Annotated in this window: 14 protein-coding genes; 12 read left to right on the forward strand and 2 right to left on the reverse strand. The window is 41.2% G+C overall.

The genetic code is table 11. The features are described 5' to 3' along the window. The first annotated feature begins 1 nt into the window (after position 1). The 4 genes from RF007C_RS08300 to RF007C_RS08315 all read left to right on the forward strand — a co-directional run bounded on the left by RF007C_RS08300 (position 2) and on the right by RF007C_RS08315 (position 5,938). Positions 2-676, forward strand: a complete 675-nt coding sequence (locus RF007C_RS08300) for a CDP-alcohol phosphatidyltransferase family protein (RefSeq protein ID WP_037299072.1) — start codon at positions 2-4, stop codon at positions 674-676. After that, positions 673-1,299: a hypothetical protein gene (locus RF007C_RS08305; protein ID WP_037299075.1), complete on the forward strand. Its 627-nt coding sequence runs from the start codon at positions 673-675 to the stop codon at positions 1,297-1,299. The genes RF007C_RS08300 and RF007C_RS08305 overlap by 4 nt, the downstream gene beginning before the upstream one ends. A 377-nt stretch (positions 1,300-1,676) precedes the next feature. After that, entirely contained in the window at positions 1,677-3,614 is a 1,938-nt protein-coding gene (locus RF007C_RS08310; protein ID WP_037299077.1) for a polysaccharide biosynthesis protein, read from the forward strand. A gap of 224 nt (positions 3,615-3,838) precedes the next feature. Then, positions 3,839-5,938, forward strand: a complete 2,100-nt coding sequence (locus RF007C_RS08315) for a glutamine synthetase III (RefSeq protein WP_037299078.1) — start codon at positions 3,839-3,841, stop codon at positions 5,936-5,938. Positions 5,939-6,040: 102 nt separating this feature from the next. Here the strand turns inward: RF007C_RS08315 and RF007C_RS08320 are convergent, their stop codons facing one another. Together RF007C_RS08320 and RF007C_RS08325 are read right to left on the reverse strand one after the other, a co-directional pair. Further along, positions 6,041-6,904, reverse strand: a complete 864-nt coding sequence (locus RF007C_RS08320; RefSeq protein WP_037299080.1) for an undecaprenyl-diphosphate phosphatase — start codon at positions 6,902-6,904, stop codon at positions 6,041-6,043. Positions 6,905-6,962: 58 nt separating this feature from the next. After that, positions 6,963-7,631 (reverse strand): Crp/Fnr family transcriptional regulator, encoded by a 669-nt coding sequence (locus tag RF007C_RS08325; RefSeq protein ID WP_037299081.1) that lies wholly within the window; start codon positions 7,629-7,631, stop codon positions 6,963-6,965. Between the two features lie 101 nt (positions 7,632-7,732). On the opposite strand from RF007C_RS08325, the gene nrdD reads away from it, so the two are divergent. The 8 genes from nrdD (at position 7,733) to glmS (ending at position 17,038) form a co-directional block, all read left to right on the forward strand. Next, positions 7,733-7,999, forward strand: coding sequence for an anaerobic ribonucleoside-triphosphate reductase (gene nrdD / locus RF007C_RS08330; RefSeq protein ID WP_019678631.1), 267 nt, complete (start codon positions 7,733-7,735; stop codon positions 7,997-7,999). A gap of 68 nt (positions 8,000-8,067) precedes the next feature. Continuing rightward, the gene (locus RF007C_RS08335; protein WP_019678632.1) at positions 8,068-8,619 is read left to right on the forward strand and encodes an NADH peroxidase; all 552 of its coding nucleotides are present in this window, start codon (positions 8,068-8,070) and stop codon (positions 8,617-8,619) included. Between the two features lie 138 nt (positions 8,620-8,757). Beyond that, on the forward strand, positions 8,758-11,526 hold the full coding sequence (locus RF007C_RS08340) for a glycoside hydrolase family 3 protein (protein ID WP_037299083.1): 2,769 nt from the start codon (positions 8,758-8,760) through the stop codon (positions 11,524-11,526). 1 nt (position 11,527) lies between these two features. Then, the gene (locus RF007C_RS08345; RefSeq protein ID WP_037299084.1) at positions 11,528-11,869 is read left to right on the forward strand and encodes an arsenate reductase family protein; all 342 of its coding nucleotides are present in this window, start codon (positions 11,528-11,530) and stop codon (positions 11,867-11,869) included. Between the two features lie 185 nt (positions 11,870-12,054). Further along, complete coding sequence (locus RF007C_RS08350) at positions 12,055-13,407, forward strand: SPFH domain-containing protein (protein WP_037299086.1); 1,353 nt, start codon at positions 12,055-12,057, stop codon at positions 13,405-13,407. Positions 13,408-13,503: 96 nt separating this feature from the next. Further along, on the forward strand, positions 13,504-14,586 hold the full coding sequence (locus RF007C_RS08355) for a zinc finger domain, LSD1 subclass (protein ID WP_037299087.1): 1,083 nt from the start codon (positions 13,504-13,506) through the stop codon (positions 14,584-14,586). A gap of 9 nt (positions 14,587-14,595) precedes the next feature. Continuing rightward, on the forward strand, positions 14,596-15,087 hold the full coding sequence (locus tag RF007C_RS08360) for a hypothetical protein (RefSeq protein WP_037299089.1): 492 nt from the start codon (positions 14,596-14,598) through the stop codon (positions 15,085-15,087). Between the two features lie 112 nt (positions 15,088-15,199). Continuing rightward, the gene (gene glmS, locus RF007C_RS08365) at positions 15,200-17,038 is read left to right on the forward strand and encodes a glutamine--fructose-6-phosphate transaminase (isomerizing) (RefSeq protein WP_037299091.1); all 1,839 of its coding nucleotides are present in this window, start codon (positions 15,200-15,202) and stop codon (positions 17,036-17,038) included. Positions 17,039-17,066 lie beyond the last annotated feature (28 nt).

Raw genomic sequence — 17,066 nt, forward strand, 5'->3', positions numbered from 1 at the left:
TATGGGAACAAAATATACCAATCCTTTAAAAAAGATTATACCGAGCAAGCTTGAAACGGGTTTTCAGCAGTTTTTATACAAGCACGTAGGCGTTCATATACCCAAAAGCCTGACACCAAATGATATGACTCTTATTGGTGCATTTGGAGGATTATTCGCAATTATAGCAACACTTCTTGCTAATATAAGTCCGTTTTTTTTCATTGGTACCATAATCGGTCTTGCAGTACATCTTGTAGCAGATGATCTTGACGGATATGTGGCAAGAAGCAGGGGAATGTCTTCAAGAGAAGGAGCATATTTTGATCTGATAACGGATGTCCTGTTTTCAACATTTCTGCTTCTTTCTTTCGGTCTGACTCCATACTGCCACATGGCAGTTGCGGCTTTTGCTGCGCCGCTTTACGGTATCATCAATGTAACAATGATGAATTATATCATATATTACAATGAATTTCTTTTCCCGCGCCTCGGACCAATCGAAGCGCACCTCGCATATGCTTCTGTCTGTATCCTTGGAATCATATTCGGTGACAGAGAAATTATCTGTATCGGAAGTGCAGGATTTACTGTAATGGATATTGTAATGTTTATAGGTATGATTCCAATGTATTATGAGATGTTCAGAATGCAGATAGGGCTCCTCAGACGTCTGAAGGAGACTGATAAAAAATGAAAGAAATATATATCGTTCTTATACGCGCTCATACTGGACTCGGCAGCATTGCGAGACGATTTACAGGCTATGAATATACCCATATCGCGGTCAGCCTTGACAGAAGTCTTACAGATTTTGTAAGCTATTCGCGAAGGTATCATAGCTTTCCCTTTGATGCAGGATTTACACATGAATACAGGGATTATTATGCCTTCGGAAAGCATCAAGATGTAAAAATAAAGGTATTCAGGCTTTGTCCTGATAATACGCACTATAATGCGGTGCTCGGATTCATTGAACAATGTGAAAATGACAATGATGAAGTTTTCAACCTTTTTTCAATGGCAACAATGCCTCTGCTTCATGGTTTCAGAATATATAAGGCTAATAATTGTATGTCTTTTACTGCTAAGGTCATTGAATTGTCGGGAGCTGCTGATATGCCTGTGGCGTACTATAAGTATTCGATAAAGGATATAGACGAACTTCTTGAAAAGAATTTTCTTTTTGAGGGAAGACTCAGAAGAAAGCCGTCAGAGAGATATAACAAATATATGCGCAGTTTTGAGCCAATAAAGTATTTTAGTGATATGAGCAAGCTTTTGCTTACGCTCGTTTTGAGGCTTATTTACAAGAAATAATGTTTTTTTACTCATTTATTCTTTGATATGTTTTTGTCAATATGATTACTTTTTAACAAAGTGTACAAATCGTATAATGTGCTGCTCATATTACCAGGTATAAACTCTCGAAAAGAGCAGTCTGACTTATATGCAACCGATTAAATAAGTGTTATTTGTGCATTATAACAATTTTAGCTGCTGATTTTTATTGATTTGTGTTTTTGTATTGATTTTTTTTGTAACAGTCAGTATAATAAATGTATATAAGAGTAGATGGGGATTCATATAATTATAAAATGTTTTATTTGCTGTATTGAAGATTTTGTATTATTTATATAATAAAATAATTTTAATTTGCAGTATGCGTTCAGTGTCGCTGTTGGAGGGATTACATAATGAAAAAGTTTTTCAGAAATTTCAAATGCCGTAAGATAATACTTGCAGTTGCTGATGTTTTTATTGTTTGTATCGCTGCTCTGATGGCAAATTTTATTCTGTCGTTCTTTGACAGGAAAATTGATGAATCCCTATTGATAATATCAGGTGCTGTAAGCGCAATATGCTGCTTTGGAAGCCTTCTTATTACAGGAGCTTACAGCAAAATGTGGCGTTATTTCAACAGAAAAGACTATCTTACATGCATTTACGGCGCGATCGTTGGTATTGTAGTTTCTGCATCGATTTTATTTATTATTGATAATTCATTCTACCCACTATATACAGCAGTTCATTTAGCATTCATCACCGTAGGCATCTGTCTTTTCAGATATCTTTTCAAGTGCGCATTTATAACCCTTGCCAAGCCAAAGGTATATAAAGGAAAACGCACTATGGTCATTGGCGGAGGACAAGCTTGCAAGACGATAATAAAAGAGATATACAATGCTCAGCATTCCCCGTATTCAGATGACAAGCAGGTTACTATTTTCAATCCTGTTTGTATTATTGACGATGACCGTGATAAAATCGGCCTGGAGATCGGCGGAGTTGAAATTGTCGGCACCACTGCTGAGATACACAGATTTGTAAAGGAAAAGAAGATCGAGCAGATACTTTTTGCCATACCTTCGTGTCTTGACGGTGAAAGAAAGCGCATACTCGATATATGTTCTGATACAAAGATCCCTGTCAAGGTGGTTCCGTTTATCGGAAATCTCGTATTTGATGAGAATAATAAGACAATCATACATCAGATACGTGATATTAAGGTGGAGGATCTTCTCGGCCGTGATCCTATAACCTTCGATAACGACGATATCAGAAACTTTATCAGCGGTAAGGTTTGCATGGTAACAGGCGGCGGAGGAAGTATCGGTTCAGAGCTTGTACGTCAGATTGCTAAGTATACTCCGAAGAGAGTAATAATAGTTGATATTTACGAAAATAATGCCTATGAGATCGAGCAGGAGCTCAAAATGGAATACGGTGACGAGTTGTCACTGGTTACTCTTATTGCCTCCGTTAGGGATTATTTCCGGATGAATCAGATATTTGACACATATAAGCCCGATGTTGTATTCCATGCGGCAGCTCATAAACACGTTCCGCTTATGGAAGTGTCTCCTATGGAAGCGATTAAAAACAACATTATCGGTACATTCAACGTTGCAACTCTTGCTCAGTATCATGATGTAGGAAAATTTGTGATGATCTCTACCGATAAAGCGGTTAATCCGACAAATGTCATGGGTGCTTCAAAGCGCTGCTGTGAGATGATAGTACAGTATCTTGCTCAGCAGCATGAAGGAAAAACAGAATTTGTTACAACGCGTTTCGGCAATGTTCTGGGTTCAAACGGTTCGGTTATACCGCTATTCAAGAAGCAGATAGAGCAGGGAAGACCTGTTACTGTTACACATCCTGATATTATACGTTATTTTATGACTATTCCCGAGGCTGTAAATCTTGTTATGGAGGCAGCTGCTATTGCTAAGGGCGGAGAGATATTTGTCCTTGATATGGGCGAACCCGTAAAGATCGTTACTCTTGCGGAAAATCTTATCCGTATGTATGGAAAAGAGCCTTATAAGGACGTTGAGATCAGATTTACAGGCCTTCGTCCAGGCGAAAAGATAAAGGAAGAGCTTCTTATGAATGAGGAAGGACTTCAGAAGACATCCAACAAGCTCATATTTATAGGCAAACAGATCGAGATCGATGAAGCTACTTTTGCATTCCGTCTTAATTCACTGCGCAACGCTGCACTGGAAAACAATGAAAAGGTTGCTGTTGATGCTCTTCATGATATGGTTCCGACATTTATTAATCCTGATGAGTTCAACAATAAGGAACTCAAGAAGGAGATCATTGAAAAGACTGTTGAGTCTGCCTGATATAAGATATATAATGACTGCTGTTCTTCGGAACAGCAGTTTTTATATTAAAATTGTCAAAATATACCTATTTCAACGGTGAGGTATATTTATTTTGTATTAAGGGGAAAAAGTACACTTCCATGCCGGCTGTAATATTGACAAATCCCCGAAGCAGTGGTATAATTTTTAAATATAATGGAGTATTGTATATAGAGTAAGAATGCTCTGAGGAGGAAATGTATATGTCAGTTAATATTCCCGAGATGTTTGCCTGCAATGTATTCAATGAGGAGGTCATGAAAACAAGACTTCCAAAAAATGTTTATAAAGCTCTTAAGAGGACCATGCAGAACAATGAGCCTCTTGCAGATATGGAAACAGCAGATGTGGTTGCTAATACCATTAAGGATTGGGCTATAGAAAGAGGAGCTACTCATTATACCCACTGGTTCCAGCCAATGACAGGTTCAACGGCTGAAAAGCATGACTGCTTTATAAGTCCTGCTCCGAACGGTATGGCTATTATGGAATTTTCGGGTAAGGCACTCGTAAAGGGAGAACCTGATGCTTCATCATTTCCGTCAGGCGGTCTGAGAAGGACCAGCACAGCAAGGGGATATACGGCATGGGATCCTACTTCATACTGCTTTGTTAAAGAAGGAAGCCTTTATATCCCTACAGTTTTTGTTTCGTATACCGGAGAAGTTCTTGACAAAAAGACTCCGCTCCTTCGCTCTATGCAGGCTCTCAGCAAGACAGCTGTAAGATTTCTGAAGCTTTTTGGCAACGACAGAGTTACCAGGGTCACTTCAACTGTCGGCGCAGAGCAGGAATACTTCCTTATAGACAAAAAAATGTATGATCAGCGTGAGGATCTTATCCTTACAGGCAGAACCCTGTTTGGCGCAAAGCCTCCTAAGGGACAGGATCTTGACGATCAGTATTTCGCAAATCTTCGCCCGAGAATTGCGGCATATATGGCAGACCTTGATGAAGAACTCTGGAAACTCGGCATTTATTCCAAGACAAAGCATAACGAAGTCGCTCCTGCACAGCATGAGATGGCTCCTATATTCACCACTTCCAATCTCGGTACAGATCAGAATGAGCTTGCCATGGAAGTAATGGAAAAGGTAGCGCTTAAGCACGGTCTTGTTTGTCTTCTTCACGAAAAGCCTTTTGAAGGTGTAAACGGTTCAGGTAAGCATAATAACTGGTCTATGTCCACGAATGACGGTCAGAATCTGCTTGATCCCGGCGATACGCCCATGGATAACCTTCAGTTCCTTACAATACTCTGTGCTCTTATAAAGGGTGTAGATGAGTATGCAGATCTTATGAGACTTTCGGCTGCATCAGCTGGCAACGATCATAGACTTGGCGCTGATGAAGCACCTCCTGCCATTGTATCCATGTTCCTCGGTGAGGAGCTTGAAGCTGTACTACAGGCAATCGAAGACGATTCTGCTGTATACAAGACAGAGGCAAGAGCTTTCAAGATCGGTGTTGATGCTCTTCCTTCATTCCCAAAAGATTCAACAGACAGAAACAGAACCTCTCCGTTTGCTTTCACGGGTAACCGTTTTGAGTTCAGGATGGTCGGTTCTTCCGATAATATTGCTTGTCCGAATGTTCTTCTTAATACCATTGTATGTGAAGAATTAAGTCAGTTTACTGAAATTCTCGAGCCATACAAGGGAAAAGACAATTTTGACGCAGAGGTCAGAAAGCTTCTCAAGAGTGTACTCAAGGAACACAGACGTATCATCTTCAACGGCGACGGCTATTCTCCTGAATGGGTTAAGGAGGCCGAAAGACGCGGACTTCCGAATTATGTTTCAACCGTTGATTGTATGCCTCATTATACAGATGAGAAGAATATAAAGATCTTCCGTAAATTTGAGATATACAATCAGAATGAAGTTACAGCAAGAAAAGAGATACATCTCGAAAAGTATTCCAAGACAATACGTATTGAAGCACGTACAATGGTCGAAATGGCAAGAAAGCAGCTTCTTCCCGCAACCATGGACTATGTTCATACTCTCTGTGACGGTATTGCCGTAAAGGAAAAGATAGATTTAGGCTGCAATACTGACAGAAAGATCGCTAAAAAGCTCAATGAGCTTGCTGACAGCTTCTATGATTCTATCGAAAGACTCGAACAGCGTATAAACGAAGCAAATGCCGTTGAAGGAATTCAGAAGCAGGCCGAGTTCTTCCATGATGTTGTTCTTGCTGAAATGGATATTATGAGAAATATCGCAGATGAGATAGAGCTGAATATGCCTTCTGCAAAATGGCCTATACCTGCATATTCCGAGATCATCTATAATGTTTGAGTTTATAAAAAAATCAAAAGGTCACAAAACTTATGTTTGTGACCTTTTTTATTATCCCCTACAGATTAATAAAAAAGGCAGCCGTATAAGCTGCCTCAATTTTTAAAATATAGCTTTGCATCCAAAGTAAGCAAGTACAAGCAGACCAAGAATGATCCTGTACCAGCCGAACACCTTGAAATCGTGCTTTTTAATGTAATCCATGAGGAATTTGATAACAAATATGGATACAAGGAAGGAAACTACACAGCCTGTCAGTAATACCACAAGCTCGCTTCCGCTGAAGTTGAATCCGAATTTCACAAGCTTCAAAAGGCTTGCTCCGAACATAACAGGAATTGCAAGGTAGAATGTAAATTCAGCTGCAACTGTTCTTGAAACTCCGATGAGAAGTGCACCTACGATAGTAGCACCCGAACGGGATGTACCCGGGAAAATTGCCGCAATAAGCTGGAAAACACCGATTATAAAAGCAGTATTGAATGTAAGCTCGGCAATAGTATTTATTTTGGGCTTTTTGCCTTTGTTCCAGTTTTCGATGATAATGAAGGCGATACCGAAAACAATCAGAGCTATCGCAACGGTCCACGGATTATAAAGATGCTCGTCTATCCAGTCATCAAGAAGGAGACCGATAACAGCAGCTGGCAGACAAGCTACCAGAACCTTGAACCACATCATGAATATATCTTTTTTGATCATCTGCCCGAAGGGCGATTTGTTAATAGGATGTGAATTGTTTTTCTTGCCAAAAGGCCATAGCTTTTTCCAGAATATCACAACAACAGCCATAATAGCTCCCAGCTGGATAACAACATCAAACATTTCCTTGAACTCATCTGATTTGTCGAGGTTAAGGAATTCTCCTACAAGTATGAGATGACCTGTACTGCTTATGGGCAGCCATTCGGTTATGCCTTCGACAATACCGAGAATGACCGTTTTTATTATCTCCCAAATCATAATAAAATGTTCCTTTCAGAATAAAATACAAGCTATATTATAACATATTTGCAGTTGACTGTCAATTGTCAGAATCGTGATTTCTTACCAGAGTGAATTTACGTTTTGATATAGTAAGTATGCCAGCTTTTTTCAATCTGGTCATTTCTCGTTGAAGTGCGCTTCTGTTAACGCAAAGATAATCAGATAGTGCTGTGGTTGAGAAAGGAATTTTAGGTGTTTTTCCTTTTGGTGTCTTTTCTTCGATTATACTCAGACAGCTGATAAGCTTATCTTCAATAGAGCGCTGGCTGAGTACTTCTATTCTTTCGTTCAGAGAAATAGCTTTTTCAGACATAAGTTCCAAAAGGTTTTCTACAACACGTGAATGACATTGGCAGGCGTTTTCACATCTTTTTGTGATTTTCGAACGTCTTACAAACATTATCTCACACTCGTTTTCGGCAATGATCTCGATACCGCTGCGCTGAGAGGCTGTAAAAGTAAAGTAAACACCGAATACGCTCTGCTCGTCGAGCGACTCCATTATAGAGCGCACTCCGTTTATGTCGTAGCGTACCATTACTGCGGTTCCGCTGAGTACAATGCCGAGTTTATCCGGATTATCTGAATAATCCATTATTTTGCTGCCTGTTTTGAATTTTCTTATGTCCGCGTTAAAGCAGCTTATCATTCTGCGGCAGTCGTTTTGATCTATACCCTTAAAAAGTACGTTATATTCAGGTAACATAAAACTCCTCCGTTGTTGCAGATGCAACAGATTTTTTATATTCTATATGATACAATATATTCAGACAAAAGTCAATACTATACTAATGGAGGTCAATAACAATGGAAGTAAATGTTGTAGGTGAACAGCTTTCTCAGAATGAGATCAATGCATATATCGACTATGGCAGAAAGAAATACTCTGACAGAGAAATTATCGGAATGACTGTAAAGACTGACGGCGAATACGTTGATCTTCGTTATGATTTTGCCAAGGATGTCCCTTTCGACAGGATCAGGAGAATAACAGGATACCTTGTAGGTACACTTGACCGTTTCAATAATGGCAAACGCGCTGAAGAACACGACAGAGTAAAACATTCAGTATGATCGTCTGAGACGCTTGTGGTTTTACAGGTGTTTATGACTTAAAAATAAAAAAACGGAGGTATAAAACAATGAAAACATATGTATGTCCTGTATGCGGATACGTTCACGAAGGAGATGCACCGCCTGAGAAGTGCCCCCAGTGCGGAGTTCCCGGTTCAAAATTCATAGAGAAGGACGCTGGTGAAAAGCTTGTTTTTGCTTGCGAGCATGAACTTGGAGTTGCAAAGGCAGTAACGGATAAGGAGATCCTTGACGGACTCAGAGCTAATTTCAGCGGCGAGTGTACAGAGGTAGGTATGTATCTCGCAATGGCAAGAGTTGCTTATCGTGAAGGTTATCCGGAGATCGGTGCATACTGGGAAAAGGCTGCATTTGAAGAGGCTGAGCACGCTGCAAAGTTTGCTGAGCTGCTCGGAGAAATACTATCATCTTCCACAAAGGAAAATCTTGAGAAGAGAGTTGCGGCAGAGCATGGTGCGACTGAAGGAAAGCTCAAGCTTGCTAAGAGAGCTAAGGAGCTCAATCTTGACGCTATCCACGATACTGTTCACGAGATGGCAAAAGATGAGGCGCGTCACGGCAAGGCATTTGAAGGACTCCTCAAGAGATACTTTGGCTGATAAATACAGTTTATTGATAGCGGGACGTGTTCCCGCTATTTTTATCATGGTTTTTGCTAATTTAACCAAAACCCTTGAAATAATATGTAAAATTTGATATAATGTATTCATAATATTTTTTCACAGTGAGGTAATGCTATGAAAAGGATACTTGATTGGAACAAATACATCGAAAAAGCAGCTGAAACTGTTTCGGAAGGCATCGTAATGCTTAAAAACAATAATAATGCCCTTCCTATCGACCTAAATGAAACTATTTCTGTCTTCGGGCGTATACAGCTTCATTATTATAAAAGCGGTACAGGCTCGGGAGGAATGGTGAATGTATCAAAAGTTACGGGAATACTTGACGGCCTTTTGGAATCGGGAGTAAAAATAAATAATGATCTTCTTGATATATACAAAAAATGGGATGAGGAAAATCCGTTTGATCTTGGCGATGGCTGGGGAGGAGAACCATGGTCCCAGAAAGAAATGCCTCTTGATGAAAAAAAAGTTGAGCAGGCTGCTTCAGCAAGCAGTAAAGCCATAGTTATTATAGGCAGAACAGCAGGTGAAGAGCAGGATGCACGAATCGAGAAAGGTTCATATCTTCTGACTGATGAAGAGCTTGATATGCTTCAGAAAGTGCGCAGACATTTTGAAAAAGTAATTGTACTGCTTAATGTTGGCGGTCTCATTGACCTTGAGAAAATTGAAGAAGTTGCTCCTGATGCACTGCTGTATGTATGGCAGGGCGGAATGACCGGAGGAAAGGGAACTGCGGATGTGCTTACGGGTAAAGTAAGTCCTTCAGGAAAGCTTCCCGATACGATTGCCCTAAAGGTTGCAGATTATCCGTCGGATCCTTATTTTGGCAATAAAAACAAGGATTTCTACACGGAAGATATTTTTGTGGGATACAGATGGTTTGAAACATTTGCCAAGGAAGCTGTGCTTTATCCTTTTGGCTTCGGATTATCATATACTACTTTTGAAATAGAGCTTACATATGCTAAAAAATACGACGATGAAAGTATTATCAGCGTCAGAGTAACAAATACAGGACGTTTCAAGGGAAAAGAGGTAGTTCAGGTATACTGTGAGGCTCCGCATGGCAGGCTCGGAAAAGCCAAAAGAGTTCTTTGCGGCTTTGCAAAAACAAAGGAACTTGTTCCGAATGAGTCTCAGTCATTAAAGATAAAGATAAATAGCAAAGATCTCGCTTCTTATGATGATAGTGAAGGCAAGCACTGCTGGATAATTGAAAAGGGAAAATATATTTTACATATCGGTAATAATGTCAGAAACTGCCCGAATACTTTCTCTTTTACAATTGATGATGATATAATAATCGAACAGTGCGCTCAGGCTCTTGCGCCTGTTGAGGCGTTTGAGCGTATTAAGGCTGTTGAAACTGCTGCTGGTGTATCAAAGATAATGGAAAGTGTACCGCTCAGCAATGTTGATGAGAAAAAACGCATGATCGATAAACTTCCCGGAGATATTGCTTATACAGGAGACAGAGGTATCAAGTTATGTGATGTCAGGGATGGAAGAAATACAATGGAGGAGTTTATTGCTCAGCTTTCCGATCATGACCTTTCTTGCATCATAAGAGGCGAAGGTATGGGTAGTCCTCGTGTTACTCCCGGAACTGCCTCAGCTTTCGGAGGAGTATCTGATGAACTTGAGAAATTTGGTATTCCTGCTTGCTGCTGTTCGGATGGCCCTTCAGGATTGAGACTTGATTGCGGAACTAAAGCATTTAGTTTGCCAAACGGTACACTAATAGCTTCGACTTTCAACAGAGAATTGGTTGAAGAGCTTTTCAGCTTCATGGGAACAGAAATGATTGCAAATAAGGTCGAATGTCTTCTCGGGCCCGGAATGAATATACATCGTCACCCTCTGAACGGACGCAATTTTGAATATTTTTCAGAAGATCCTTTCCTTACGGGTCAGATGGCTTCGGCCGAGTTAAGCGGACTTCACAATGTGGGTGTAACAGGAACGATAAAGCACTTCTGCGCAAATAACCAGGAAACGAACCGCCATTTCCTTGATTCGGTAGTTTCTGAAAGAGCTCTCAGGGAAATATATCTGAAAGGCTTTGAAATCGCTGTAAAAAACGGAAAGGCATCTACGATCATGACAACATACGGAGCTATAAACGGTTTGTGGACTGCCGGAAACTTTGATCTTAATACTGTTATCCTTAGGAATGAATGGAAGTTCAGCGGACTTACAATGACCGACTGGTGGGCAAATGTAAATTATCGGGGGCTTGAACCCAAACGCAGTTATTATGTGCCTATGGCAAAAGCACAGAATGACGTTTACATGGTATGTCCTGACAGTTCCGAGGTGGATAATGATATAATGAGTGCTCTCGAAAGCGGAGAACTGACAAGAGGCGAGCTTCAGAGGAATGCAGCAAATATACTTGGTTTCGTGATGGGCACGCAAGCTATGAAGCGCTTAACGGGAGACGGTGATACAGTGGAGATAATCAACCGTTCGGAGTCGGAATGTGATGCTGATGAACCTGTTGTGTTCTATGAGCTTGGAAATAAGCTTGCAATTGATCTTAACGGTGTAACGAGCGTTAAAGGAAGGAATTACTCCTTTGCTCTGACTGTTAATACTCCCGGCTGGTATAAAGTGACTGTTACGGCGTCTTCAACCCAGAGCTCTCTTGCTCAGATACCTGTGACCTTATTTGCAATGGGAACTCCATGCGGCACTTTGACATGGAACGGTACAAACGGAGAACCTGTATCACTTTCATGTGAAATACCGATGTTTTCAAAATATACAGCTATACGGATCTATTTTGCACAAAACGGTCTGGACATGAGCAGTATAGACTTTGAACTAGTCAAAAAAGTGGAAAATATGGATATAGCTTTTGCAGCGGAGGAATAAGATGAATATACAGATTTTCGGAAAAAAGAAGTGCTTTGACAGCAAAAAAGCAGAGCGTTACTTTAAAGAACGTGGTATCAAGTACCAATTTATTGATATGAAGGAAAAAGGAATGAGTCACGGAGAGTTCATCAGTGTCAGCCATGCCGTTGGCGGAACAGATGAAATGATAGATCAGGCATCAAAAGACAGAGATCTTATTGTAATGCTCAACTACCTGACTGCTGAGGACAAGGAAGAAAAAATACTGGAAAATCCTCAGATTATACGCACTCCCATTGTCAGGAACGGCAAAAAAGCAACCATCGGGTATTGTCCCGATGTATGGAAAGAATGGGAATAATATTGTTAAAAAATAAAAATATATTCTTTTGGTTGAATTTTTGTCAAAAAGGTAGTGATTTTTTTTCAGAAATATGTTATAATTGTAATATGTTAGTTGTTAACTGGCAGAATTAAAACGGAAAGCACCTGTTTTCCGCAAAATATTAATTTTATAGGGATCTTTTCCCGAAAGGAGCTATAATTATGGGACTTATAAAGGCAGCTCTCGTTGGAGCAAGTCAGACACTCGCAGATACATGGCTGGAATTCTTCGTATGCGAATCAATTCCGACTGATTGCCTCGTTGTAAGAGGAAAGAAGCAGTTAGGAAAGCATTCCTCAAATACTAAAGGCAATGATAACGTTATTTCCGACGGAAGCGGTATCGTTGTTCATGAAGGTCAGGCAATGATCATGGTAGATCAGGGCGTTGTAACTGAAATTGCTACAGAGCCAGGCGTATACAAGTACCAGACAGGAACTGCACCCAGTATCTTCTCAAGCTCTTTCGGTGCCGGTCTTAAGGCTACATTTAAGGAAATGTGGGAGCGTATAAAGTACGGCGGAACCGCTGCCAAGGATCAGAGAGTATACTTCTTCAACATGAAGGAGATTCTCGACAATAAGTTCGGTACACAGAATCCCGTTCCGTTCAGAATGGCTTATCAGGATCTCGGCAGAAGCTTTACTGTCGGTGTTCGCTGCAACGGTATTTATTCATATAAGATTGCTGATCCTGTACTTTTCTATGTAAATGTATGTGGAAATGTTACAGATCGCTATATGCGTTCGGAGCTTGATAATCAGCTCAAGAGCGAGTTTCTTGATTCACTTCAGCCTGCATTTGCTGCAATTTCTGCTTCAGGCATCAGATATGATGAGCTTCCCGGCAGACAGCGCGAGGTAAAGGCTGCTATCGAAACAGAAGTTAATCCTATCTGGACCGAAAAGAGAGGTCTTAAGATCTGGACTGTTAATATCAATTCCGCAACAATCTCCGAGGAAGATACCAAGAGAATCCAGGAGTTTGAGGACAGAGCATGGAACCGTGATCCCGGCAATGCAGCTGCAACTCTTGTTGAAGCTCAGGCTCAGGCCATGCAGAATGCTGCCAACAACCCTAATGGTGCTGCTATGGGACTTTTCGGCATGGGTATGGCTCAGCAGATGGGCGGAACCAATGCACAGGGACTCTTTGGCATGGCCCAGCAGAATCAGATGAGCCAGCCACAGCAGCCTGCACATGCACCCATAGGCGGCGCAGCTGCTCCTTCAGCAGCATCATGGACCTGTGAGTGCGGCGCTGTAAATACAGGCAAATTCTGCTCAACATGCGGTAAAGCAAAGCCTGTACAGCTTACTCCCGAGGGCTGGACTTGTGAGTGCGGCGCTGTAAATAAGGGTAAATTCTGTTCAGAGTGCGGAAAGAAGAAGCCCGAAGGCGCTCCTCTCTACAAGTGCGATAAGTGCGGATGGGAGCCTGAGGATCCGTTCAATCCTCCTAAGTTCTGCGCTGAATGCGGCGATCCTTTCACCGATGATGATATCGTAAAGTAAAAATACATAACGGGCGGACCTTAGCGTCCGCCTGTTTCAAATTTGATGGGTCTGAAATGCTGATAGCTTTTCAGATCAGTGAACAGAGGTGAAAAAATGTCTGACATTATAGAATATAAATGCCCTGCCTGTGCGGGAAAGCTTGAATTTGACAGCGGATCACAAAAAATGAAGTGTCCATTCTGCGAATCTGTTTTTGACGTTGATTCCCTTAAAGAGCACGATAATGCTCTTGAAAATTCAAAGCCGGATGAAATGAAATGGGAGTCGGAGGCAGGTTCAGACTGGAAAGACGGAGAAACAGAAGGTATGCGCGTATATACGTGCAAATCCTGCGGCGGCGAGATCATCATAGATTCAACTACGGCTGCTTCAAAATGCCCGTACTGCGATAATCCGGTGGTCATGTCAGGTAATTTCTCAGGAGATCTGAAGCCTGATTATGTAATTCCCTTCAAATATGATAAAGAAGCTGCAAAAAAAGCTTTAAAAAACCATATCAGCGGTCGAAAGCTGCTTCCGAAGGTATTTAAGGATCAGAATCATATTGATGAAATCAAGGGCGTATACGTACCGGTATGGCTGTTTGACGCAGAAGCGGAAGCCAATATGCTGTATAAAGCTGAAAAGATCAAACGCTGGAGCGATGAAAAATTCAGCTATACTGAAAGAAAATTCTTTTCTCTGCAGCGTGAAGGCACAGTAGATTTTGAATGTGTTCCTGTGGATGGCTCCACAAAAATGAAGGATGAACTTATGGAATCCATTGAGCCTTTCAACTTTAATGAAGCTGTTGAGTTCCAGACAGCATACCTGTCAGGCTTTCTCGCCGATAAATACGATGTATCAGCTGAAGACAGTGTTGAAAGAGCGAATAAAAGAATAAAAAATACTACTCAGCAGATCATCGACAGCACCGTACATGGCTATGATGTTGTCAATAAAGAAAGCGGTAATATCAAGCTGCATAATGCAAAGGCCAAATATGCGCTGTATCCCGTATGGCTGCTCAACACTACATGGAACGGCAATAAATATACCTTTGCTATGAATGGTCAGACCGGTAAATTTGTAGGAGATCTTCCTGTAGATTCCGGTGCTGCGGCAAAATGGTTCTTTGTTATTGCCGCAGGTGTTACAGCTGCCTGCTTCGGCTTGTCATTGCTGCTTGGATTATAAGGAGGAAGTATGAAGTTAAAAAAGATCGCAGCTGTTGCTGCTTCATTAGGAATGCTTTTCTCCGTTGGTGCTGCTTCAGAAAGAGTTTTCGGATATAATGTTGGGCTGACAGCATCTGCCGATTATGAATTTGAATTTGTTGATGAAGAGGATGATTCTGGTGATACCGCAGATGCGTATGAGGATGCTGATGACGGATATGCCGAAACAGAAGATTATTCAACATCTTCCTATGCGGCAAAACCTGTTAAAACGTTTAATCCTGTTCGCTCTTTTTTCATTTCTCTGATTATAGGAATAGTTGTTGCATTTATTGTGGTTTCGATTATGAAATCAAGCATGAAGTCTGTACATCAGAAAACAGGAGCGTCTGATTACAGAAAAGAAAACGGCATAAAACTCAGGGTGAATACGGATTCTTATCTTGGTGAAAAAAGAGAGCAGACGCCTATCGCGAGAGTTAATACAGTTCCAATGAATAATCCGAATATAAGAAAATAACATGGTTGACAAATGCTTGTAAATATAGTATAATAATTCTAATCTGGCATTTTAGATTTGGATGCAGTAAGCGGATTTTAAGTACCTAAAAATAATTCTGGAGGAAAAAATTATGTGCGGAATAGTCGGCTTTACAGGAAGTAAACAGGCAGCTCCCATACTGCTCGACGGACTTTCAAAGCTTGAATACAGAGGCTATGACTCAGCTGGTATTGCTGTTCGTGACGGCGAAGGCGAGACCGAGATCGTTAAGGCTAAAGGAAAACTTGAAGAACTTAAGAAAATGACCAATAACGGTGATGCCGTAAAAGGCGACTGCGGTATAGGTCATACACGCTGGGCTACACACGGTGAACCTTCTGCACTTAATGCCCACCCCCACAGCAGCGAAGATGAAAATGTTATTGCTGTTCATAACGGTATTATCGAAAATTATCAGGAATTAAAGGAAAAGCTTTCAAAGAGTGGTTATGAGTTTATATCACAGACTGATACCGAGGTCGCTGTAAAGCTTATTGATTATTACTACAAAAAGTATAATCTCGGCCCTGTTGATTCAATTGCACGTGCGATGATCCGTATAAGAGGTTCCTACGCTTTATGTGTAATGTTCAAGGATTATCCCGGTGAGGTATACACAGCACGTAAGGACAGCCCTATGATAATTGGTATTGCAAACGGTGAAACTTATGTTGCATCTGATGTTCCTGCTATACTCAAGTATACAAGGAATGTATACTATATAGGCAATATGGAGATCGCAAAGCTTGTAAAGGGCGGAGTAACATTCTATAATATTGATCGAGAGGAGATCGAAAAGCCTCTCACAGAGATCAAGTGGGATGCTGAAGCTGCTGAAAAGGGCGGCTATGAGCATTTTATGCTCAAGGAGATACATGAGCAGCCTAAGGTAGTTCGTGATACCATTAATTCTGTTGTAAAGGACGGAAAGATAGACTTTTCTTCTATTGGTCTTACAGATGATGAGATGAAAAAGATCAGCCAGATTTACATCGTTGCCTGTGGAAGTGCCTATCATGTAGGAATGGCAGTTCAGTATGTTATCGAGGATTTTACATCTATACCTGTAAGAGTTGAACTTGCTTCTGAGTTCAGATACAGAAAGATGACTCTCGTAAAGGACAGCCTTGTAATAATTATTAGTCAGTCCGGCGAGACCGCTGACAGCCTTGCAGCTCTCAGAGAAGCGAAGGAAAAGGGAATTATGACGCTTGGTATTGTTAATGTTGTCGGATCGTCCATAGCACGTGAAGCTGATAACGTATTCTATACTCTTGCAGGTCCCGAGATTTCTGTTGCTACTACAAAGGCCTACAGCACTCAGCTTATTGCGGGCTATCTACTTGCACTTCAGTTTGCTGTTGCCCGTGAGGAAATGACAGAAGAAAAATGCTGCGAGCTTCTTAAGGAGCTTTATACCATTCCCGATAAGATCGAGAAGATCCTTGAGGATAAGGAGCGTATACAGTGGTATGCAAACAAGCTTGCAGGCGCCAAGGATGCTTTCTTTATCGGACGTGGAATCGATTATGCCATCGGACTCGAGGGAAGCCTTAAAATGAAGGAGATAAGCTACATTCATTCCGAAGCATATGCTGCCGGTGAGCTTAAGCATGGCCCTATCAGCCTTATCGAGGAAGGTATTCCGGTTATCGGCGTTCTTACACAGCAGGAGCTTTACGAAAAGACTGTAAGCAATATGGTCGAGGTAAAGAGCCGCGGTGCTTCACTGATGGGACTTACAACATACGGAAATTACAGCATGGAAGATCTTGCTGATTTTACGGTATATATTCCTCAGACTGATTCTCATTTTGCAGGCAGTCTGTCGGTAATTCCGCTTCAGCTCCTTGGATACTATGTTTCCGTGGCAAAGGGCTATGATGTTGATAAGCCGAGAAACCTCGCAAAGAGTGTAACAGTAGAATAATTTTTTTAAAGGCTGCCGTCTGACGTCA

The sequence above is a fragment of the Ruminococcus flavefaciens 007c genome (assembly GCF_000571935.1).
In the GTDB taxonomy this organism is placed as follows: Bacteria; Bacillota; Clostridia; order Oscillospirales; family Ruminococcaceae; genus Ruminococcus; species Ruminococcus flavefaciens_F.